This is a genomic window from Oceanicola sp. D3, from assembly GCF_006351965.1.
In the GTDB taxonomy this organism is placed as follows: domain Bacteria; phylum Pseudomonadota; class Alphaproteobacteria; order Rhodobacterales; family Rhodobacteraceae; genus Vannielia.
Window position 1 is genome coordinate 1803980 of record NZ_CP040932.1, and the last position, 18819, is coordinate 1822798.

The following is an 18819-nucleotide window of genomic DNA, read 5'->3' on the forward strand; positions in this document are numbered from 1 at the left end:
TCTTGCCTTTCCGGTCTGTCAGCCTGCGCCGAACATCTCGCCCACGAAACCCGTGAGGTCTGACATCTTGCGCAGGTCCATGCCCCCGCTGGAGGTAGATTTTGACCCCTCTGCCAGCGTTGCGCAGGAGAAACCAAGTTTTTGCGCCTCTTTCAACCTGTTTTCGGTTTGCGAGGAGGGCCGGAGGGCGCCGGTGAGGCTGATCTCGCCGAAAACCACCATGCGTGGCGGCAGGGGCACATCTTCACGGGCCGAGAGCAGGGCGGCGGCAACGGCGAGGTCGGCGGCGGGCTCTGACACCCTCAGGCCGCCCGCGACGTTGAGATAGACATCCATCCCGGCGAAGGGGATGCCGCAGCGGGCTTCCAGCACGGCGAGGATCATGGCCAGTCGCCCCGAGTCCCAGCCCACAACCGAGCGGCGGGCCTGTCCTGCGGGGGCGGGCGCGACGAGGGCCTGAAACTCCACCAGCACGGGGCGGGTGCCCTCGATCCCGGCAAAGACGGCGGTGCCGGGGGCGGGTGTTTCATTGTCTGACAGGAAGAGGGCGGAGGGATTGAGCACTTGGGCGAGGCCCTCGCCGGTCATCTCGAACACGCCGATTTCATCCGCCGGGCCGAAGCGGTTTTTCACCGCGCGCAGGATGCGGAACTGGTGGCCGCGCTCGCCTTCGAAGTAGAGCACGGTATCGACCATATGCTCGACGACGCGGGGGCCGGCGATGGCACCTTCCTTGGTGACATGGCCCACGAGGATGACGGCGGTTCCGCGCCGTTTGGCGAATTGTGTCAGCTCGTGGCAGGCCGCGCGGACCTGCGAAACCGAGCCGGGGGCCGAGTCGACCGTGTCGGACCACATGGTCTGGATCGAATCGATGATGCAGAGGTCGGGGCGTTCGGCATCCAGCGTGGTGAGGATGTCGCGCAGGGAGGTTTCGGTGGCCAGTTTGACCGGCGCTTCGGCCAGCCCGAGGCGGCGGGCGCGCATGCGGACCTGCGCGGAGGCCTCCTCGCCGGAGATGTAGATGGTCTTCTGCCCGGCCATCGCAAAGCGGGCGGCGGCTTGCAGCAGCAGGGTGGATTTGCCGATGCCCGGATCGCCGCCCACGAGGGTGGCCGAGGCGGGAACGAGGCCGCCGCCGAGCACCCGGTCAAACTCGTCGAGGCCGGACATGGTGCGGGGCGGCGGGGCCTCGGGTGAGGAGAGTTCGGCCAGCGGGATGGTGGTGCCCTTGCGCGCGCCGAGCCCCTTGCCCTTGGGGCCGGAGGACAGCGGGGCCTCTTCCTGAATGGTGTCCCACGCGCCGCAGGCGTCGCATTGGCCCTTCCATTTGGAGTGGGACGCGCCGCAGGCGGTGCAGGTGAAAGCAAGGGATTTGGCCATGCCGCTTTGTGCCCCGAGCGGCGGGGCTTGGAAAGGGGAGATCGCAAGCCGCAGCGCGGGGCCGGGCGGGGTGGGGATATGATGTGGAAGGGAGGGGCGCGCGCGCGGCGGTCGCCGGTCGGCGGCGGGGCGCTGCGGCTGGCTTTGCGGTGCAGATGGCACTTGGGGCGGCGCGGCGCATGGGCTAGGCTCGCGCAAAAGAGGACGTCAGCAACGGGGGGACACCCGATGACATTGAGCGTGACGAGCAGGCGCGGATTTTTGGTATCGACGGCGGCGATGGGGCTTTTGAGCGCCTGTGGCGGGGTGAACGGCTTTGATGCCGTCCCCCAGAGCGCGCCTGACCCTGCGATGAGGCCGGTGGCCAATGCGGCGTTTGACGCATGGGTGGCGCGGTTCAAGGGCCGTGCCGTGGGCGCAGGCATTTCGCAGGGCGTGGTGGACCGGGCCTTTGCGAGCGCGGGCTTCATCCCCGGGGTGATCGAGCGCGACAGGAATCAGGCGGAGTTCAAACGCTCGTTCGAGGATTACCTTTCGCTGGTCGCCAGCGAGAAGAAGGTGGCGATGGGCCGGGCGGCGTTTTCGCGCCAGCGCGGGCGGCTCAATGCGATTGAGGCGAAATACGGGGTTCCGGCGGAGATATGCTGTGCGATCTGGGGTGTGGAAAGCACCTATGGCACGCGGCGCGGCGATATTCCGGTGATCTCGGCCTGTGCGACGCTGGCCTATGAGGGGCGGCGCGGCGCGTTTTTTGAAAAGCAGCTGATCGCTGCGCTGCGCATCCTGCAATCGGGCGACACCACGCCCGAGCGGATGGTGGGCAGCTGGGCCGGTGCGATGGGGCACACACAGTTTATCCCCACGAGCTACCAGCTGTTTGCGGTGGATTTCACCGGCGACGGGCGGCGGGACATTTGGAGTGACGATCCGAGTGATGCGCTGGCCTCGACGGCGGCCTACCTTGCCAAGAACGGCTGGCGGCGCGGTGAGCGCTGGGGCAGCGAGACCACCAGTGGGGGCCTTCAGCCCGATCCGGGCGGGCCGCGCTTTGCCGTGGGGCACAACTTTAATGTCATCAAGCGCTACAACAACTCTGACAACTATGCTCTCGCGGTGGGCTACCTCAGCGACAGGATCGCCGGGCGGGGCGGGTTGAAGGCCGAGTTTGGCCCCGACCGATACGGGCTGACGCAGAAGGACCGGATGCGGTTGCAGGCCGGTCTGACGCGTGCCGGGTTTGATGCGGGCACCGCCGATGGGGTGCTGGGCAACAAGACGGCGGCGGCGATCCGGGCCTATCAGGCGGCGAACGGGTTGCCGGTGACGGGAGAGCCCTCGCGCGCGTTGTTGCAGCGCTTGGGCTGATCTGGTGAGGGCCGGAGCGAGGGGCCAGCCCCTCGCGCTCCCCGGGAATATTTGACGCAAGAGAATGGAACTTGCGGAGGCGCGGACCGGGCGGCGCGCATTTTAATCAAATTGTCGAAGATTGGGGCCGCTCTCGGGCGAGGGCGGCCCGTTTGCTTTAGCGCGCCTTGAGGCGTGGGCGCTCCAGATCGGCTTTGCGGTTGGTCAGGGCGCGGCGGCGGAGGGTGTCATCCGGCGCTTCGGGGTGGGAGAGCGCATAGTTGAGATCATCGCGGGTGAGGCCGATGTCGCGCAGCGTCCGGTCATCGAGGCGTTCGACCTTGGAGATCCGGGCGCGGCGGGCGCGGATGGCGGCGCGGGTTTCAAAATTGCTGCGGATGGCGGCCCCGATCCGGGCGAGGAGGGCGCGCAGGTGGGGGAAGCGGGCGGCTTCGGCGGGGTGGTAGGGGATGTGGGCCATTGGCTGGTTCCTTCGGGTGACGTTTCGATTGAGGGAAAGGTGCGCCTTGACGTGAGTTCAATCAAACGAATAGTATTGACGGTATCATTCAGAAAAATTGAAAGCATATGCCATGCTTGCGCCGCAGATGATCGACACCGACCTGATCCGCACCTTTTTGGCGATCCACGATACCGGCTCGTTCAGCGCGGCTGCCAAGGCGGTGCTGCGCACGCCCTCGGCGGTGTCGATGCAGGTGAAGCGGCTGGAGGAGCAGCTGGGGCGGGTGCTGTTTGAGCGCTTGCCGCGCGAGGTGCGGCTTACCGGCGATGGTGAGGCGTTCTTGGCTTATGCCGAAGAGATCATGCGGGTGAGCGAAGCAGCGATTGCACGGTTTGCGGGCACGCCGATGGCGGGGGAGGTGCGGCTGGGCGCGCCCGGGGACATGGGGGCCAATGCGCTGCCGGTGATCCTGAAGCGCTTTGCCACCTCGCATCCGGGCGTGCATGTGCGGGTGACGCTGGACACCTCTGCGCGGCTGGTCGAGGCGGCGCGGGCGGGCGAGTTGGATGTGACGCTGCATACGGTGTGCGCCGATGAGGGCGGGCCGGGCCGGGTGGTGCATGACGAGGTGCTGGCCTGGGCCGGAAAGCGCGGCGGGCGGGCGTGGAAGGCCGACCCGGTGCCGTTGGCGCTGGCGCAGGAGGGCTGCATCTGGCGGCGCAAGTCGTTGAAATCGCTTGGTCGCGTGGGAAAACAGTCGCGTATAGCCTATGTCTCGGAGAGCGGGCAGGCGCTGTTGGCGGCGGTTGAGGCCGACCTTGCGGTGAGCCCGCTGCCGCTGGGCAATTTCACCCCGGAGCTGGAGCGGCTTGGCCCTGAACAAGGGTTTGAGGAGATCGGGCGCTATCAGCTTCGGATGATCGAGCAGGAGGAGCCGGGCTGCTGTTCGGCGGCTCTGGCGGAGCATGTGGTGGAGAGCTTTCGCGCCCGCTCGGAGGTGCTGCCGGTTGCGGCGGAGTAGCGCAGGGCGAAAAGCCGGGAATTTGAAGGGGGTGCAGGTTGACCCTCTCCCGGGGCGGGAGTAAGACCGGACACAGCCACGATGCGCGTGCCCCGGGGCCGTCACGGACCGCCTGTGAGGCACGCGAGAAAGGAGCCGGCTTTGGACGCTTTGCTCAGGGAATACCTGCCCATTGTCATCTTTCTCGGTATCGCCATTGGCCTTGGGCTGGTGCTGATACTCGCTGCCGCCGTTCTGGCGGTGCGCAACCCCGATGCGGAGAAGGTGAGCGCCTACGAATGCGGCTTTAACGCCTTCGACGATGCGCGGATGAAGTTTGACGTGCGGTTTTACCTCGTCTCCATCCTCTTCATCATCTTCGACCTCGAGATCGCCTTCCTGTTTCCTTGGGCTGTGGCCTTCAAGGATATCAGCATGCTGGGCTTCTGGTCGATGATGGTGTTTCTCGCCGTGCTGACGGTGGGCTTTGCCTATGAATGGAAGAAAGGGGCGCTGGAATGGGAGTGACGGAAAAGACCGGCACGCCGCCGCAGTTTGCCGATCCGCAGGTGCAGGGCGAGCTGGCCCCCTATGGCCGCACGACGGCGGGTGCCGACAAGGACGTGGCGGTGCAAAGCCTGAATCGCGACCTTCAGGACAAGGGCTTTTTGCTCACCTCGACGGAAGACCTGATCAACTGGGCGCGCACTGGCTCGCTGCACTGGATGACCTTTGGTCTTGCCTGCTGCGCGGTGGAGATGATGCACACCTCGATGCCGCGCTATGATGCCGAGCGCTTCGGGATCGCGCCGCGCGCCTCTCCGCGCCAGAGTGACGTGATGATCGTGGCTGGCACGCTGACCAACAAGATGGCCCCGGCGCTGCGCAAGGTTTATGACCAGATGCCCGAGCCGCGTTACGTGATCTCGATGGGCTCCTGCGCCAATGGCGGCGGATACTATCATTACAGCTACTCGGTGGTGCGTGGCTGCGACCGGATCGTGCCGGTCGACATCTACGTGCCCGGCTGCCCGCCGACGGCAGAGGCGCTGATGTATGGCTTGCTGCAGCTCCAGCGCCGCATTCGCCGCACCGGGACGCTGGTGCGCTGACCCAGAAAGGGACGACAAGATGAGCGATGCTCTGAACGAACTCGGCCAGCATCTGGAGGCGCGTCGCCCCGATTGCGTGGCGGGCTGGGATGTGGCCTTTGACGAGCTGAACGTGGATGTGGCGCTGTCGAACCTGACCGGGTTCGTGGAATTCCTGAAGACCGACGCCAACTGCCGCTTCTCGACGCTGGTGGACATCACCGCCGTTGATTACCCCGAGCGGGACAAGCGGTTTGACGTGGTTTACCACTTCCTCAGCATGTACCAGAACCAGCGCATCCGCCTGCGGGTTGCGGTGCGCGAGGATGAGATGGTGCCCTCGATCGTGGGCGAGCACCCCAGCGCCAACTGGTTTGAGCGCGAGGTGTTCGACATGTTCGGGATCATGTTCTCGGGCCATCCGGACCTGCGCCGCCTGCTCACCGATTACGGCTTCCGCGGCCATCCGCTGCGCAAGGACTTCCCGACCACGGGTTACACCGAGGTGCGCTATGACGAGGTGGAGAAGCGGGTTGTCTACGAGCCGGTGAAGCTGACGCAGGACTACCGCCAGTTTGACTTCATGTCTCCCTGGGAGGGGGCGGAGTACATTCTGCCCGGCGACGAGAAAACCGAAGAAGCCAAGGGCTGATTGGTGAGCGCGCAGGCGACATTGCTTTATGCCATCGGGGCGCCGAAGACCGGCACAAGCTGGCTGCACGGCTTTCTCGACGCGCATCCGCAATGTGCCATGCCGGTCGCCAAGGAGCTGCATTACTGGGACACTGTCGAGGGGCTGAAGCCGGATTGGCAAAAGGATCAGGTGGTGGCCCAGATCACCCGGCTGCGCGACAGGATTGCCCGCGTCGAGGCTGGCGAGCAGGAGGGGCGGGTGCCGCGGCTGCGCCGGAGGCTCAAGCAGATGGAGCGCTGGCTGACGGCGCTGGTCATCGGGGAGCGCGACCACCGGACCTATCTGGACCTGCTTTATGAAGGCGCGGGTGAGGCGAAGCTGGTGGCCGATATCACGCCGAGCTACTGCCTGCTGCCGCAGAAGCGCTTGCGCGAGATGGCGGAGCTTGTGCCTGACACGCGCTTTATCTTCCTCATGCGTGACCCGGTGGAGCGGTATTGGAGCCAGTGTCGCTTCATGGCTGGCAAGCGTGCCGAGCGGGGCAAAACGGATGACGCGGAGGGTTATGCCCTGCGGTTGCTCGACAAGGCCTTGCGGGGCGAGAACACCGATATTACCCAGCGTGGCGACTATGCCGCCGTGCTGGCCAAGCTGGCAGCATTGCCCCGCGAACGGGTGATGTGCGGCTTTTACGAAGACCTGTTCAAGCCCGGCTCTGTTCGGGCGCTGTGCGACTTTCTCGGGATCGACCGGGTGAAGGCGGAGACGGGTGAGAAGATTAACGCGGGGCCGGAGCTGGAGCTGGATGACAGCCGCCGCGCCGCCCTGCAACGGTTGCTGGCCCCGCAATATGCTGCGGTGGCCGATGAGATGGGGGCGCTGCCCGAAGCGTGGCAGCGCAACATGGAAAGGGTCTGAGACCATGGATGGCAAAGGCTTTGAGGACGCGCTGACAGGCGAGCAGCAGATCCGCAACTTCAACATCAACTTCGGCCCGCAACACCCTGCGGCGCACGGGGTTTTGCGGCTTGTGCTGGAGCTGGACGGCGAGATTGTGGAGCGGTGTGACCCGCATATCGGGCTGCTTCATCGCGGCACCGAGAAGCTGATGGAAAGCCGCACCTACCTGCAGAACCTGCCCTATCTTGACCGGCTCGACTACGTGGCCCCGATGAATCAGGAGCACGCTTGGTGCCTCGCCATCGAGAAGCTGACGGGCACGCCTGTGCCGCGCCGCGCCAGCCTGATCCGGGTGCTGTTTTCCGAGATTGGCCGGGTGCTGAACCACCTGCTCAACGTGACCACGCAGGCGATGGACGTGGGCGCGCTGACCCCGCCGCTCTGGGGCTTCGAGGAGCGCGAAGACCTGATGATCTTCTACGAGCGGGCCTGCGGTGCGCGGCTGCACGCGGCCTATTTCCGGCCCGGCGGTGTGCATCAGGATCTGCCGCCCGAGTTGCTCGACGATATCGAGGCGTGGGCGAAGAAATTCCCCAACCGGCTGGACGATATTGATGGGCTGCTCACCGAGAACCGCATTTTCAAGCAGCGCAACGCCGATATCGGTGTGGTCAGCCAGCAGGAAGTGCTGGATTGGGGCTACAGCGGTGTGATGGTGCGAGGCTCGGGCATGGCCTGGGATCTGCGCCGCGCTCAGCCCTATGAGTGCTACGACGAGTTCAAGTTCGAGATTCCGATCGGCAAGAACGGTGACTGCTACGACCGTTACCTCGTTCGGATGGAGGAGATGCGGCAATCGACCAGCATCATCCTGCAGGCCATCGAAAAGCTGCGCGCGCCGGAAGGGCAGGGCGATGTGCTTTCGCGCGGCAAGATCACCCCGCCGAAGCGCGGCGAGATGAAACAGTCGATGGAAGCGCTGATCCACCACTTCAAACTCTACACCGAGGGCTTCCACGTGCCCGAGGGCGAGGTGTATTGCGCGGTTGAAGCGCCGAAGGGGGAGTTTGGCGTTTATCTCAAGGCCGATGGCACCAACAAACCCTACCGTGCCAAGCTGCGCGCACCGGGCTACCTGCACCTTCAGTCGATGGACCACATCTCGAAGGGCCATCAGCTGGCCGACATTGCCGCCATCATCGGCACGATGGATATCGTGTTCGGCGAGGTGGACCGCTGAGCCGATGACGCCCGCGCTCGTTTCTCTCCTGATGCTGATTGCATCGCTGTCGGTCACGATCTTCGTGGCGCGGCGCGTGCCATCGGCGCTGGCGGCCTATCCGCTGGCTATCGTTGCGGGCGGGGCGACTTTTGTTGCGCTGTTCCTGCTTTTCACCTTCACGCTGTCGTTCGCGATTCTGAACGGTATGCCGACATTCCCGATCACGGAGTAAGCCATGCTTCGCCGCCTCTACCACGACCAGCCCGAGAGCTTTGCCTTTACCGAGGCCAACCAGAAGTGGGCGGAAGGTCAGATCACCAAGTATCCCGAGGGGCGGCAAGCCAGCGCCGTGATCCCGCTGCTTTGGCGTGCGCAGGAGCAGGAAGGCTGGGTGACGCGGCCCGCCATTGAGCACATCGCCAAGATGCTGGGTATGGCCGATATCCGGGTGATGGAGGTGGCCAGCTTTTACTTCATGTTCCAGCTGCAACCTGTTGGCAGCGTTGCACATATTCAGGTGTGTGGCACAACGAGCTGCATGATCTGCGGCGCTGAAGACCTGATGGCCGTGTGCAAGGAAAAGATTGCCGCAAACCCGCATGAGATTTCGGAAGACGGCAAGCTGAGCTGGGAAGAGGTGGAATGCCTCGGCTCTTGTGCCAATGCGCCGATGGCGCAGATCGGCAAGGATTATTACGAGGATCTCACCGCCGAGCGGTTTGGCGAGATCATCGAAGAGCTGCGCGCAGGCAAGGTGCCGGTGCCGGGGCCGCAGAATGGCCGCTATGCCGCCGAACCGCTGAGCGGGCTGACCAGCCTGACCGAGCATGAGAGCGGCAAGACGAAATACAACGCCAGTGTGCAACTGGCGACCGATATTGGCGATACGGTAAAGCGGATCGACGGCACCGAAGTGCCGCTGCTGACGCCTTGGGCGGGCAAGAACGCCACGCCCACCAGCCGCGCCCGGGCCGAGGCCGCGGGATGGGAAAACACCGAGGTGAAAGGGTCGCCCGCGAAGCAGGAGGCGGCTGCCGAGGCTGCGGAGGCCGACCATCAGAAGGTGGATGGCGCAGGCGATGCCGAGCGCGCCGCGGATGCGGGCAAAAGCTCTGACGATGCGAAAGGGCAGGCGACGGCACCTGCCGGTGCGAGCGGCGCAGACGCAAGCTCGACTGACGGTGACAAGGCCTCCGATGTCGATGCCGCAAAGCCCGGACCCAAGGCGGGCGCCGAGGCCGATACGGCGGGCAGCACCACGGAGCAGCCCACCGAAGACGGCACGGAAGCCGCGAAGGATGGAGCTGCGGGCAAGGGCCCCGAGGTTGAGGAAGACAAGGGCGGCGACGGTGCGCAGCAGCCAACTGTTGGCGAGAAGCCGGGCACGCTCGCCTCGCCGCGCGGCGGCAAGCCCGACAACCTCAAGGCCATCAAAGGAGTGGGGCCGAAGCTGGAAAAACTGCTGCACTCCATGGGCTTTTACCATTTCGACCAGATTTCGCGCTGGAGCGAGGCCGAGGTCGACTGGGTTGACGACAATCTGGAAGGTTTCCGGGGCCGCGTGCGCCGCGACGATTGGGTTGGCCAGGCCAAGACGCTGGCCACCGGGGGCGAGACCGAGTTTTCGGGCCGGGTGAAGAAGGGCGACGTCTACTGAGGCGGCGCGCGTGAGCCCGGAGGAAGAGAAGGCCTTTGCCCGTACCGGCCGCCGGATTGCGCTGCTCATCGCAGCCGCCGGGGTGCTGGCGATACTGGCCCCGTGGCTGGTGGTGAAACTTGGGCTGGCAGCGCGGTTTGAGCTGCTGATCTACCTCGTGGCCATGGCCTGCTTCGTCTTTGCCATGGTCAACCTTGCCGCAATGTGGCGGCGCCGAAAGTAAGACCGGCCCCGGGGGCGCGACGCCACGGGGCAGGGAAATGTCAATCTGTCGGTGCCAGAACCCTCTGGCATTGGCGCGGGGGTTCAGCTATCTCCCGAATTGCGAAGCCGAATTTGGAGCCAGCCCATGTTGCAGGACAGCGACCGCATTTTTACCAACATCTACGGGATGCATGAGCGCACCTTGAAGGGCGCGCAGGCGCGTGGGCATTGGGACAATACGGCTGACCTGATCAAGAGGGGCCGCGACTGGATCATCGACGAGATGAAGGCCAGTGGCCTGCGGGGCCGGGGCGGCGCGGGCTTTCCGACCGGGTTGAAGTGGAGCTTCATGCCCAAGGAAAGCGACGGGCGGCCTGCCTACCTCGTTGTGAACGCAGACGAATCGGAGCCGGGCACCTGCAAGGACCGCGAGATCATGCGCCACGATCCGCATACGCTGATCGAGGGCTGCCTGATTGCCAGCTTCGCGATGAACGCGCACACCTGCTACATTTACATTCGCGGTGAATACATCCGCGAGCGCGAGGCGCTTCAGGCCGCGATCGACGAGGCCTATGACGCCGGGCTGGTGGGCAAGAACGCCTCTGGCTCTGGCTGGGATTTCGACATTTTCCTCGCCCATGGGGCCGGGGCCTACATTTGCGGCGAAGAAACCGCGCTGCTGGAGAGCCTTGAGGGCAAGAAGGGCATGCCGCGGATGAAGCCGCCGTTCCCTGCCGGGGCCGGCCTTTATGGCTGCCCGACCACGGTGAACAATGTGGAATCGATTGCCGTGGTGCCGACGATCCTGCGGCGGGGCGGGGCGTGGTTTGCCGGGTTTGGACGTCAGAACAATGCCGGGACCAAGCTGTTTGCGGTTTCGGGCCATGTGAACAACCCCTGCGTGGTGGAAGAGGCGATGAGCATCAGCTTCGAAGAGTTGATCGAGAAGCATTGCGGCGGCATTCGCGGCGGGTGGGACAACCTGCTGGCGGTGATCCCCGGCGGCTCTTCCGTGCCCTGCGTGCGCGGCGAGAACATGAAGGACGCCATCATGGACTTCGATTACCTGCGCGGCGAGCTGGGCTCTGGCCTTGGCACGGCGGCGGTGATCGTGATGGACAAGAGCACCGATATCATCAAGGCGATCTGGCGCTTGAGCAAGTTTTACAAGCACGAGTCCTGCGGCCAGTGCACCCCCTGCCGTGAAGGCACGGGCTGGATGATGCGCGTGATGGACCGTCTGGTCAAAGGCGAGGCCAGCGTGGAAGAGATCGACATGCTCTTTGACGTGACCAAGCAGGTTGAAGGCCACACGATATGTGCCCTCGGCGATGCGGCGGCCTGGCCGATTCAGGGGCTTATCAAGAACTTCCGCGATGTGATCGAAGATCGGATTGCCAGCAAGCGCGGCGCGATTGCCGCTGAATGACCAGCGGCCTCGTTCTTGTGGTTCAGGGCATCAGCGTACTCTCGATGCTGATCCTGTCGGGGGCGATTGCACTGATTGCGCTTCGCTCGGGGCGTGCTGTGGGGGAGGCTGTGGCTTACGGCCTCGGCTTCCTGTTTTTGGCGTGGGGCGCACCCTACATCCTGCGGGCCTTGAGTGGCTCCCTCGGTCTGCCGCACGAGCTCATCTTCTTGGCCTACCCGATCTGCTCGCTTCTGGGCGCGCTTCTGGTGCTGAGCCTCGCGCTGCGGCGCTGGCCGCGCCCGCAATAGCGGTTTTTCGCCAAACTCCAACAGAATCAAGGGTATGTGAGGCTCTGTCAGCGGATGACAGGGGCCTTGTTATTGCATAGCCACTGCTCTGGCCCCATCTGGTTCATCGAAGCCGAGGCGCAAATGCGCTCGAAACGGACAGAGAAGGTGAATGTAATGAGACATGCAGGCAAGTTACTGGGCGGCGCGGTTATTGCGGTGATGGTGGCGCTGGGATTTTCCGGCGCGGCGGCGGCAAAATCGCTGGCGGACAGCAAGGCGGTGAACGGCGGGCTGATCTCGGTGGGCATCGCATTGGAGATTTCGGAGAAATGCCCGGATATCTCTGCCCGCACGCTCCGGGGCTATAGCTTTTTGAATTCTCTTAAAAAGCAGGCGCGGGCCGAAGGGTTCAGCGATGATGAGATCGACGCCTATGTGGATGACAAGGCGCAGAAGGAGCGGCTTGTCGGCAAGGCGCGCGACTACATGCGTTCCAAGGGGGTTGATGGCAGCACGGCGAGCTATTGCAAGCTGGGCCGCGAAGAGATTGCCGCAAAGACCCAGGCCGGGAACCTGATGCGGGCGCGATAAAGCGCATTTGCGCTGCGCCGCGGCGATGCGGATAAGGCGTGGCGAGTGTTAAGGATTTTTCGGGGGCGTGAGGGTTGAAACTCACCCCCCGAGACGCCTACAAGAGCGCAGCATCACCCGGATGCGGCGCGGCGGGGCAGGGGCCCATGGCAGGTGCCGGTTCGGGGCAGCCAAGAGGGCCCCGCATGAGCGACCTGCGCAAGATCATCATTGACGGCAAAGAAGTTGAGGTAGAGGGCGCGATGACGCTCATTCAGGCTTGCGAGCAAGCCGGGATTGAGGTTCCGCGTTTCTGTTACCACGAACGCCTGTCGATTGCCGGAAACTGCCGGATGTGTCTGGTGGAAGTGGTGGGCGGCCCGCCCAAGCCCGCTGCCAGCTGCGCCATGCAGGTGAAAGACCTGCGCCCCGGCAAGGACGGTGAGCCGCCGGTGGTGAAAACCAATTCCCCGATGGTGAAGAAGGCCCGCGAGGGGGTGATGGAGTTTTTGCTCATCAACCACCCGCTGGATTGCCCGATTTGCGACCAGGGCGGCGAGTGCGACCTGCAGGATCAGGCGATGGCCTATGGCGTGGACTTTTCGCGCTATCGCGAGCCCAAGCGTGCGGTGGACGATCTGAACCTCGGCCCGCTGGTTGAAACCCATATGACCCGCTGCATCAGCTGCACCCGCTGCGTGCGCTTCACCACCGAGGTGGCCGGCATCACCCAGATGGGCCAGACCGGCCGGGGTGAGGATGCGGAGATTACCAGCTATCTGGGCGAGACGCTGGACAGCGAGTTGCAGGGCAACATCATCGACCTGTGCCCGGTGGGCGCGCTTGTGAGCAAGCCCTATGCCTTTACCGCCCGCCCGTGGGAGCTGACCAAGACTGAGTCGATCGACGTGATGGATGCGCTTGGCTCCAACATCCGGGTGGATGTGAAGGGCCGCGAAGTGATGCGCATTTTGCCGCGCAACCATGACGGGGTGAACGAGGAGTGGCTTTCGGACAAGAGCCGCTTTGTCTGGGACGGGCTGCGCCGCCAGCGACTCGACAAGCCTTACATCCGCGAAAACGGCAAGCTGCGGCCCGCAAGCTGGGGCGAGGCGCTGGCCAAAGTGGGCGAGGCGACAAAGGGCAAGAAGATTGCCGGCTTGGTTGGCGATCTGGCCCCGGTAGAGGCGGCCTTTGCGCTGAAACAGCTGGTGGAGAGCCGGGGCGGCACGGTGGAGTGTCGAACCGATGGCGCCAAGCTGCCCGCAGGCAACCGCTCGGGCTATGCGGGCACGGCACGCATTGAAGATATCGACGCTGCCAAGTCCATCATCCTGATCGGCACCAACCCGCGCGCCGAGGCACCGGTGCTGAACGCGCGGATTCGCAAGGCCTGGCTCAATGGGGCGGAGGTTTCGCTCGTCGGTCAGGCGGTGGATCTGACTTATGATTACACGCACCTCGGCACAGACCGGGCCGCGCTCTCCAAGCTGGATGAGGCGGCTGAGGGTGCGCTGGTGGTGATCGGGCAGGGCGCGTTGCGCGAGGCCGATGGCGCTGCCGTGCTGGGCGCCGCGATGAAAGCGGTGGGCGCAGGCAAGCTGCTGGTGCTGCACGCCGCCGCCTCCCGCGTGGGCGCGATGGATGTGGGCGCTGTGACCGAGGGTGGCCTGGACGCCGCGATCGACGGGGCCGAGGTGATCTGGAACCTCGGGGCTGATGAGGTCGACATCGCTGACGGTCCGTTCGTGATTTACCAAGGCAGCCACGGCGACCGGGGCGCACACCGTGCCGATGTGATCCTGCCTGCCGCGGCATGGACCGAAGAAAACGGGCTGTTCGTCAACACCGAGGGCCGCCCGCAGCTGGCCTTCCGCGCGGGCTTCCCGCCGGGTGAGGCGAAAGAAAACTGGGCGATCCTGCGGGCCGCTTCGGCACAGATGGAGGGCGAGGCCCAGCCGTGGGACAGCCTTGCGCAGCTCCGTCAGGCGCTGGTGGCGGAGGTGCCCCATTTGGCGGGCGTCGATGCGGTGCCGGAAAACGATTGGCAGCCGCTCGACGAGGGCACGCTCGGCGAGGCCGAGTTTGTGGCCGCGATCAAGGATCACTATCTGACCAACCCGGTCGCACGGGCCTCCGAAGTGATGGCCGAGCTTTCCGCTGGCACCAAAGCGCGGCGCAACGCCCCGATGGCTGCGGAGTAAGCCGGGTGCGGGGGCTTTCGGCTCTTTTGGCGGCGGCGTTGCTGGCCGGGTGCGGGGAAAGCCGCCCCGAGGGCCATGGCATTGCCTTTGACAACCCCGAGGGCGATGCGTTGCCCGAGGTGGTTGGCCGCCGGGCGCTGCCGTTTGAGCCAGACTATCAGGGCATCGAAACCCGCCTTCTGGATGGCGAGCTGGTGGGTTTCATCGTTGAGATGAAGGGTGCGCGCGACGAGGTGGATGTGGAGGAATACGCCCTCTGCGCTGCCGCGCAATACACGTTGATCCGGGGCTACGGCTTCGTGCGTCACGTCCGCACAAGAGTGGCCGAAGAGGCTGGCCTTTGGCGGGCGGATGCTGTTTACACCATATCGCCAGCGCTCCCGAGCGGGCCAACCAATATCGACGCGGAAGTGGCGGTTGAGGATTGCAAGGCTCGGGGCATACCCACGGTTTGAGGACGTAAGGCAGAATGGCAGATTTCTTCACCAACACCGGATTTGGCATCCTCCTCCTGACCGTAGGGCAGGTGCTGCTTTTGGTGATCCCGCTGATGGTGGCACTCGCCTTCCTGATGTATGCCGACCGCAAGATCTGGGCGGCTGTCCAGATGCGCAAAGGCCCGAACATTGTGGGCGTTTTCGGTCTGCTGCAGAGCTTTGCGGATTTCGGCAAATACATCGTGAAAGAGATCGTGGTGCCCGCCGGGGCGGACAAGGCGGTGTTTTTCCTCGCCCCCATGGTCAGCCTCGTGATGGCGCTGATTGCATGGGCGGTGATTCCGTTCAATGACGGCTGGGTGCTGGCCGATATCAACGTGGCCATCCTCTACGTCTTCGCCGTTTCCTCGCTGGAGGTTTACGGCGTGATCATGGGCGGCTGGGCCTCGAACTCGAAATATCCGTTTCTCGGCTCGCTCCGCTCTGCTGCGCAGATGATCAGCTATGAAGTTTCCATCGGCCTGATCATCATTGGCGTGATCCTGTCGACCGGTTCGATGAACTTCGGCTCCATCGTTGCCGCGCAAGACACCGGCTGGGGGCTGCTGGGATGGTACTGGCTGCCGCACTTCCCGATGGTGTTCCTGTTCTTCATCTCGGCGCTGGCCGAAACCAACCGCCCGCCGTTTGACCTGCCCGAAGCAGAATCGGAGCTGGTGGCGGGCTATCAGGTTGAATATTCCTCCACCCCCTTCCTGCTCTTCATGATTGGCGAGCTGGTGGCGGTGGTGCTCATGTGCGCTCTGGTCACGCTGCTGTTCTTCGGTGGCTGGCTCTCGCCCATTCCGGGGCTGCCGGATGGCATCCTCTGGATGGTGCTGAAGATGTGCTTCTTCTTCTTCATCTTCTCGATGATCAAGGCGATCACCCCGCGCTATCGCTACGACCAACTCATGCGGATCGGCTGGAAAGTGTTTCTGCCGTTCTCGCTGGCCTGGGTGGTGCTCGTTGCCTTCCTCGCCAAGTTCGAAGTCTTCGGTGCCTTCTGGGCGCGGTTTGCGATGGGAGGGTAAACCATGAGCGAAGAAGAACAGACCCCGGCGGAGGCCATTGCCACCTGGATGGAGGAGGCGCCGCATCAGACGATCTATTCCGAGGCGGGTACGTTTCGGACGGTGATGCTGGGCAGCTTTGGCGAGAGCAAACCGAAGTGGGACCAGATCAACCCGGAGACCACCGGGATGGTTGTGAACAACTGGCTGGCGCAGGAGCGGCTTGGCTATGACCTGCCGCAGCTTGGGGGCCCGCAGTTGGCCAAGACGGGCGAGGTGGTGAACCAGTGGTTTACCCATCTGGCCGAGAAGGTGAAGACACCGGCGCTGGTGAGCGTGGATGACTTTACCGGCGTGCTGCACGCGCTTCATTGCTCGCTGAGGGGGATCGACCCCTTTGCCGAGATGAAGGAACAGGCGGAAAAGATGAAGAACGCGCCCAACATGCGCAGCGATTTCAACCTGCGGGGATGACGGAGCCTAAATGACCCAGATCGACTGGAACCGCGCCACAAAGTATTTCCTGCTGTCCGACTGGATTGCGGGCTTTCGGCTTGGGTTGAAGTACTTCTTCGCGCCCAAGGCGACGGTGAACTATCCGCATGAGAAAGGGCCTCTCAGCCCGCGCTTTCGGGGCGAGCACGCGCTGCGGCGCTACCCCAACGGCGAGGAGCGCTGCATTGCCTGCAAGCTCTGCGAGGCGATCTGCCCGGCACAGGCGATCACGATTGATGCCGAGCCGCGCGAAGACGGCTCGCGCCGCACCACGCGTTATGACATCGACATGACCAAGTGCATCTACTGCGGCTTCTGCCAGGAAGCCTGCCCGGTTGATGCGATCGTGGAGGGGCCCAACTTCGAATTCGCCACCGAGACCCGCGAAGAGCTGTTCTATGACAAGGACAAGCTGCTGGCGAATGGCGAGCGCTGGGAGGCCGAGATTGCCCGCAACCTCGAGCTGGATGCGCCCTACCGATGACCAACGACTTCACCAAACTTTTCCAGCAGCTCATGGAGCAGGGGCAGGAGATGGCCAAATCGGTCAACCCTGATCTGGCGTCTTTCAAGATGCCGGGCATGGGAGATTTCATGCCGACCATGCCCAAGGACATGATGGAAATGTGGATGGGCAAGACCTTCAACCCCGAGGGGCTGGATGCGCGCACCCGTCTGCTGGTGACGCTGGCGGCCCTCACGGTGCTGGGGGCGCAGGCGGAAGACCAGATTACGCTGACGGTGCGCCACGCACTTGAGGCTGGCGCAAGCCCGCAAGAGGTGGCCGAGGTGATCGCCATGATGAGCATGTTCGGCGGTGTGCCGGCCATGACCAAGGCGATGGAACTGGCGCAGGCCGAAATTCAGAAAACCAAGGGAGAGGGCGCATGACGGTCGCTGACTTTGCCTTTTACGTGGCTGCGATCATCGTGGTCGCTGCGGGCTTCTTTGTCGTGGTCAGCCGCAACCCGGTGCATTCGGTGCTCTGGCTGATCCTGAGCTTCCTCAGCGCGGCCGCGCTCTTCGTGCTGCTGGGGGCCGAGTTCGTGGCCATGCTGCTGGTGATTGTTTACGTCGGCGCGGTGGCGGTGCTGTTCCTCTTCGTCGTGATGATGCTCGACGTGGACTTTGCCGAGCTGCGCGGCGAGATGGCCAAATACGTGCCGCTTGCCGCCGTGATCGGCGTGGTGCTGTTGATGGAACTGGGCATGGTTTATGGCGCATGGGTGTCTGCCGATGGCGTGGCCGTGGCGGGCAGCCTTGGCGAGATCACCCCGACCAACAACCCCAACACCGGCCTGCTTGGCTTGGTGATCTACGATCAGTATTTCCTGCTGTTCCAGATCGCCGGGCTGATCCTGCTGGTTGCCATGATCGGGGCCATCGTGCTGACCCTGCGCCACCGCACCGACGTGAAGCGGCAGGACGTGCTGGCGCAAATGTATCGCGATCCGGCCAAGGCGATGGAAGTGATCGACGTGAAACCGGGGCAGGGCCTTTGATGCTGGACCTTTGGCACATGATGCTGGCCTCGGTCGGCGTTGGCGGCTTTGTCGCGCTCTGGGCCCTCAAGGCGCTGGCCAGTGTGGCTGTGCTGCGGGCCGTGCGGCGCTGGCGCATGCGCCGGGCTTTGCGCTTGGGGCAGGGGGTTTGAGAGCGATGGTTGCCATGACCCTCACCGCGCTGGCCACTTCGGCTGGCCCCGTTGCGGCGCTGACGCTGGAGCAGTGCAACCGCCAGCTTGGCACTGTCGGCTCCTATCATGCCAGCCGTCATGCGCTGGTTGGCACCGGCATTGTGAGTCATGTGGTGGAAACCTGCGTTGGTGGCGACTGCACCCGCGCGGTTGTTGTGACCGCCTGCGCGAGCGGCAAGCAGATCAATGCACGCTCGGCCTGCGAGGAGGAAACGCGGGGCTTTTGCGCCGGCAAGACACGCAAGCTTTCGCAGCGCGACCGGGTGCAGCAGGAGTTGAAGCGGGTAGTGGACGACAAGCGCAGCTATAGCTTTGACGACATGGCCCTGCGGATCGGCCGCAAATCGCTCGGCGCTTCGGTTGGGGCTGCCCGAAAAGAAACCTGCGGCTGTGCGGCGGCCTTCCCCGCTATGCGCAACGGCAAGAAACGCTTCAGGATGGAGACCTTTAACTGATGGTCGGACTGGAACACTACCTGACTGTCGCGGCGGCGCTGTTCGTCATCGGCATCTTCGGCATCTTCCTCAACCGGAAGAATGTGATCATCATTCTGATGTCGATCGAGCTGATGCTGCTGGCGGTGAATATCAACCTCGTTGCCTTCTCCGCTTTTCTCGGCGACCTGACGGGCCAGATCTTCACCCTCTTCGTGCTGACCGTTGCCGCCGCAGAGGCTGCCATCGGCCTCGCCATTCTCGTCTGCTTCTTCCGCAACCGTGGCACGATCGCGGTGGAAGACGTCAACAACATGAAGGGGTAAGGG

Annotated in this window: 25 protein-coding genes; 23 read left to right on the forward strand and 2 right to left on the reverse strand. The window is 64.1% G+C overall.

Translation table 11 applies throughout. The features are described 5' to 3' along the window. Window positions 1-18 precede the first annotated feature (18 nt). On the reverse strand, window positions 19-1383 hold the full coding sequence (gene radA, locus FHY55_RS09135; RefSeq protein ID WP_140013897.1) for a DNA repair protein RadA: 1365 nt from the start codon (window positions 1381-1383) through the stop codon (window positions 19-21). A gap of 228 nt (window positions 1384-1611) precedes the next feature. On the opposite strand from radA, the gene FHY55_RS09140 reads away from it, so the two are divergent. Next, window positions 1612-2748: a lytic murein transglycosylase gene (locus tag FHY55_RS09140; RefSeq protein WP_140013898.1), complete on the forward strand. Its 1137-nt coding sequence runs from the start codon at window positions 1612-1614 to the stop codon at window positions 2746-2748. 157 nt (window positions 2749-2905) lie between these two features. Here the strand turns inward: FHY55_RS09140 and FHY55_RS09145 are convergent, their stop codons facing one another. Beyond that, a complete protein-coding gene (locus FHY55_RS09145; protein WP_140013899.1) occupies window positions 2906-3208 on the reverse strand; it encodes a hypothetical protein in 303 nt (100 codons plus the stop codon). A gap of 112 nt (window positions 3209-3320) precedes the next feature. Here FHY55_RS09145 and FHY55_RS09150 point away from each other — a divergent pair, with 112 nt between their 5' ends. The 22 genes from FHY55_RS09150 (at window position 3321) to nuoK (ending at window position 18816) form a co-directional block, all read left to right on the forward strand. Beyond that, window positions 3321-4211 carry a LysR family transcriptional regulator gene (locus FHY55_RS09150; RefSeq protein WP_140013900.1) on the forward strand — a complete coding sequence of 297 codons (891 nt, stop codon included), beginning with the start codon at window positions 3321-3323 and terminating at the stop codon, window positions 4209-4211. A gap of 141 nt (window positions 4212-4352) precedes the next feature. Next, window positions 4353-4718 carry an NADH-quinone oxidoreductase subunit A gene (locus FHY55_RS09155; RefSeq protein WP_140013901.1) on the forward strand — a complete coding sequence of 122 codons (366 nt, stop codon included), beginning with the start codon at window positions 4353-4355 and terminating at the stop codon, window positions 4716-4718. Then, a complete protein-coding gene (locus tag FHY55_RS09160; RefSeq protein WP_254695464.1) occupies window positions 4709-5302 on the forward strand; it encodes an NADH-quinone oxidoreductase subunit B family protein in 594 nt (197 codons plus the stop codon). The genes FHY55_RS09155 and FHY55_RS09160 overlap by 10 nt, the downstream gene beginning before the upstream one ends. Before the next feature lie 19 nt (window positions 5303-5321). Then, the gene (locus FHY55_RS09165; RefSeq protein ID WP_140013902.1) at window positions 5322-5933 is read left to right on the forward strand and encodes an NADH-quinone oxidoreductase subunit C; all 612 of its coding nucleotides are present in this window, start codon (window positions 5322-5324) and stop codon (window positions 5931-5933) included. A gap of 3 nt (window positions 5934-5936) precedes the next feature. Further along, a complete protein-coding gene (locus tag FHY55_RS09170) occupies window positions 5937-6833 on the forward strand; it encodes a sulfotransferase (RefSeq protein WP_168222963.1) in 897 nt (298 codons plus the stop codon). A gap of 4 nt (window positions 6834-6837) precedes the next feature. Beyond that, window positions 6838-8055 (forward strand): NADH-quinone oxidoreductase subunit D, encoded by a 1218-nt coding sequence (locus FHY55_RS09175; RefSeq protein ID WP_140013904.1) that lies wholly within the window; start codon window positions 6838-6840, stop codon window positions 8053-8055. 4 nt (window positions 8056-8059) lie between these two features. Further along, entirely contained in the window at window positions 8060-8269 is a 210-nt protein-coding gene (locus FHY55_RS09180) for a hypothetical protein (protein WP_140013905.1), read from the forward strand. 3 nt (window positions 8270-8272) lie between these two features. Further along, entirely contained in the window at window positions 8273-9694 is a 1422-nt protein-coding gene (gene nuoE, locus FHY55_RS09185; protein WP_140013906.1) for an NADH-quinone oxidoreductase subunit NuoE, read from the forward strand. 10 nt (window positions 9695-9704) lie between these two features. Next, entirely contained in the window at window positions 9705-9917 is a 213-nt protein-coding gene (locus FHY55_RS09190) for a DUF5337 family protein (protein WP_140013907.1), read from the forward strand. A 126-nt stretch (window positions 9918-10043) separates the two neighbouring features. Beyond that, window positions 10044-11330 carry an NADH-quinone oxidoreductase subunit NuoF gene (gene nuoF / locus FHY55_RS09195; RefSeq protein ID WP_140013908.1) on the forward strand — a complete coding sequence of 429 codons (1287 nt, stop codon included), beginning with the start codon at window positions 10044-10046 and terminating at the stop codon, window positions 11328-11330. After that, a complete protein-coding gene (locus FHY55_RS09200; RefSeq protein WP_140013909.1) occupies window positions 11327-11620 on the forward strand; it encodes a hypothetical protein in 294 nt (97 codons plus the stop codon). Before nuoF ends, FHY55_RS09200 begins: the two co-directional genes overlap by 4 nt. 156 nt (window positions 11621-11776) lie before the next feature. Continuing rightward, window positions 11777-12193 (forward strand): DUF5333 domain-containing protein, encoded by a 417-nt coding sequence (locus tag FHY55_RS09205; RefSeq protein WP_140013910.1) that lies wholly within the window; start codon window positions 11777-11779, stop codon window positions 12191-12193. Between the two features lie 185 nt (window positions 12194-12378). Continuing rightward, window positions 12379-14376, forward strand: coding sequence for an NADH-quinone oxidoreductase subunit NuoG (gene nuoG, locus FHY55_RS09210; protein WP_140013911.1), 1998 nt, complete (start codon window positions 12379-12381; stop codon window positions 14374-14376). Between the two features lie 110 nt (window positions 14377-14486). Further along, entirely contained in the window at window positions 14487-14831 is a 345-nt protein-coding gene (locus FHY55_RS09215) for a hypothetical protein (protein WP_254695503.1), read from the forward strand. Window positions 14832-14845: 14 nt separating this feature from the next. Further along, complete coding sequence (gene nuoH / locus FHY55_RS09220; RefSeq protein ID WP_140013913.1) at window positions 14846-15886, forward strand: NADH-quinone oxidoreductase subunit NuoH; 1041 nt, start codon at window positions 14846-14848, stop codon at window positions 15884-15886. A gap of 3 nt (window positions 15887-15889) precedes the next feature. Then, complete coding sequence (locus FHY55_RS09225; RefSeq protein WP_140013914.1) at window positions 15890-16339, forward strand: hypothetical protein; 450 nt, start codon at window positions 15890-15892, stop codon at window positions 16337-16339. A gap of 10 nt (window positions 16340-16349) precedes the next feature. Next, a complete protein-coding gene (gene nuoI / locus FHY55_RS09230; protein ID WP_140013915.1) occupies window positions 16350-16844 on the forward strand; it encodes an NADH-quinone oxidoreductase subunit NuoI in 495 nt (164 codons plus the stop codon). Further along, window positions 16841-17251 carry a carboxymuconolactone decarboxylase family protein gene (locus tag FHY55_RS09235; RefSeq protein WP_140013916.1) on the forward strand — a complete coding sequence of 137 codons (411 nt, stop codon included), beginning with the start codon at window positions 16841-16843 and terminating at the stop codon, window positions 17249-17251. The genes nuoI and FHY55_RS09235 overlap by 4 nt, the downstream gene beginning before the upstream one ends. After that, complete coding sequence (locus tag FHY55_RS09240; RefSeq protein WP_140013917.1) at window positions 17248-17862, forward strand: NADH-quinone oxidoreductase subunit J; 615 nt, start codon at window positions 17248-17250, stop codon at window positions 17860-17862. The genes FHY55_RS09235 and FHY55_RS09240 overlap by 4 nt, the downstream gene beginning before the upstream one ends. Next, window positions 17862-18014 carry a hypothetical protein gene (locus tag FHY55_RS20485; RefSeq protein WP_168222964.1) on the forward strand — a complete coding sequence of 51 codons (153 nt, stop codon included), beginning with the start codon at window positions 17862-17864 and terminating at the stop codon, window positions 18012-18014. Before FHY55_RS09240 ends, FHY55_RS20485 begins: the two co-directional genes overlap by 1 nt. Before the next feature lie 5 nt (window positions 18015-18019). Next, complete coding sequence (locus FHY55_RS09245) at window positions 18020-18511, forward strand: hypothetical protein (RefSeq protein WP_140013918.1); 492 nt, start codon at window positions 18020-18022, stop codon at window positions 18509-18511. Further along, window positions 18511-18816 carry an NADH-quinone oxidoreductase subunit NuoK gene (nuoK, locus tag FHY55_RS09250; RefSeq protein WP_140013919.1) on the forward strand — a complete coding sequence of 102 codons (306 nt, stop codon included), beginning with the start codon at window positions 18511-18513 and terminating at the stop codon, window positions 18814-18816. Before FHY55_RS09245 ends, nuoK begins: the two co-directional genes overlap by 1 nt. Window positions 18817-18819 lie beyond the last annotated feature (3 nt).

Coding starts and splice junctions, on each gene's coding strand:
- FHY55_RS09225 (WP_140013914.1), top strand. CDS start 15,890: ATGAGCGAAGAAGAACAGACCCCGGCGGAGGCCATTGCCACCTGGATG.
- nuoH (WP_140013913.1), top strand. CDS start 14,846: ATGGCAGATTTCTTCACCAACACCGGATTTGGCATCCTCCTCCTGACC.
- FHY55_RS09180 (WP_140013905.1), top strand. CDS start 8,060: ATGACGCCCGCGCTCGTTTCTCTCCTGATGCTGATTGCATCGCTGTCG.
- FHY55_RS09175 (WP_140013904.1), top strand. CDS start 6,838: ATGGATGGCAAAGGCTTTGAGGACGCGCTGACAGGCGAGCAGCAGATC.
- nuoE (WP_140013906.1), top strand. CDS start 8,273: ATGCTTCGCCGCCTCTACCACGACCAGCCCGAGAGCTTTGCCTTTACC.
- FHY55_RS20485 (WP_168222964.1), top strand. CDS start 17,862: ATGCTGGACCTTTGGCACATGATGCTGGCCTCGGTCGGCGTTGGCGGC.
- FHY55_RS09150 (WP_140013900.1), top strand. CDS start 3,321: ATGCTTGCGCCGCAGATGATCGACACCGACCTGATCCGCACCTTTTTG.
- FHY55_RS09240 (WP_140013917.1), top strand. CDS start 17,248: ATGACGGTCGCTGACTTTGCCTTTTACGTGGCTGCGATCATCGTGGTC.
- nuoK (WP_140013919.1), top strand. CDS start 18,511: ATGGTCGGACTGGAACACTACCTGACTGTCGCGGCGGCGCTGTTCGTC.
- FHY55_RS09165 (WP_140013902.1), top strand. CDS start 5,322: ATGAGCGATGCTCTGAACGAACTCGGCCAGCATCTGGAGGCGCGTCGC.
- FHY55_RS09235 (WP_140013916.1), top strand. CDS start 16,841: ATGACCAACGACTTCACCAAACTTTTCCAGCAGCTCATGGAGCAGGGG.
- FHY55_RS09145 (WP_140013899.1), bottom strand. CDS start 3,208: ATGGCCCACATCCCCTACCACCCCGCCGAAGCCGCCCGCTTCCCCCAC.
- FHY55_RS09140 (WP_140013898.1), top strand. CDS start 1,612: ATGACATTGAGCGTGACGAGCAGGCGCGGATTTTTGGTATCGACGGCG.
- FHY55_RS09205 (WP_140013910.1), top strand. CDS start 11,777: ATGAGACATGCAGGCAAGTTACTGGGCGGCGCGGTTATTGCGGTGATG.
- nuoI (WP_140013915.1), top strand. CDS start 16,350: ATGACCCAGATCGACTGGAACCGCGCCACAAAGTATTTCCTGCTGTCC.
- FHY55_RS09160 (WP_254695464.1), top strand. CDS start 4,709: ATGGGAGTGACGGAAAAGACCGGCACGCCGCCGCAGTTTGCCGATCCG.
- nuoG (WP_140013911.1), top strand. CDS start 12,379: ATGAGCGACCTGCGCAAGATCATCATTGACGGCAAAGAAGTTGAGGTA.
- nuoF (WP_140013908.1), top strand. CDS start 10,044: ATGTTGCAGGACAGCGACCGCATTTTTACCAACATCTACGGGATGCAT.
- FHY55_RS09200 (WP_140013909.1), top strand. CDS start 11,327: ATGACCAGCGGCCTCGTTCTTGTGGTTCAGGGCATCAGCGTACTCTCG.
- radA (WP_140013897.1), bottom strand. CDS start 1,383: ATGGCCAAATCCCTTGCTTTCACCTGCACCGCCTGCGGCGCGTCCCAC.
- FHY55_RS09245 (WP_140013918.1), top strand. CDS start 18,020: ATGGTTGCCATGACCCTCACCGCGCTGGCCACTTCGGCTGGCCCCGTT.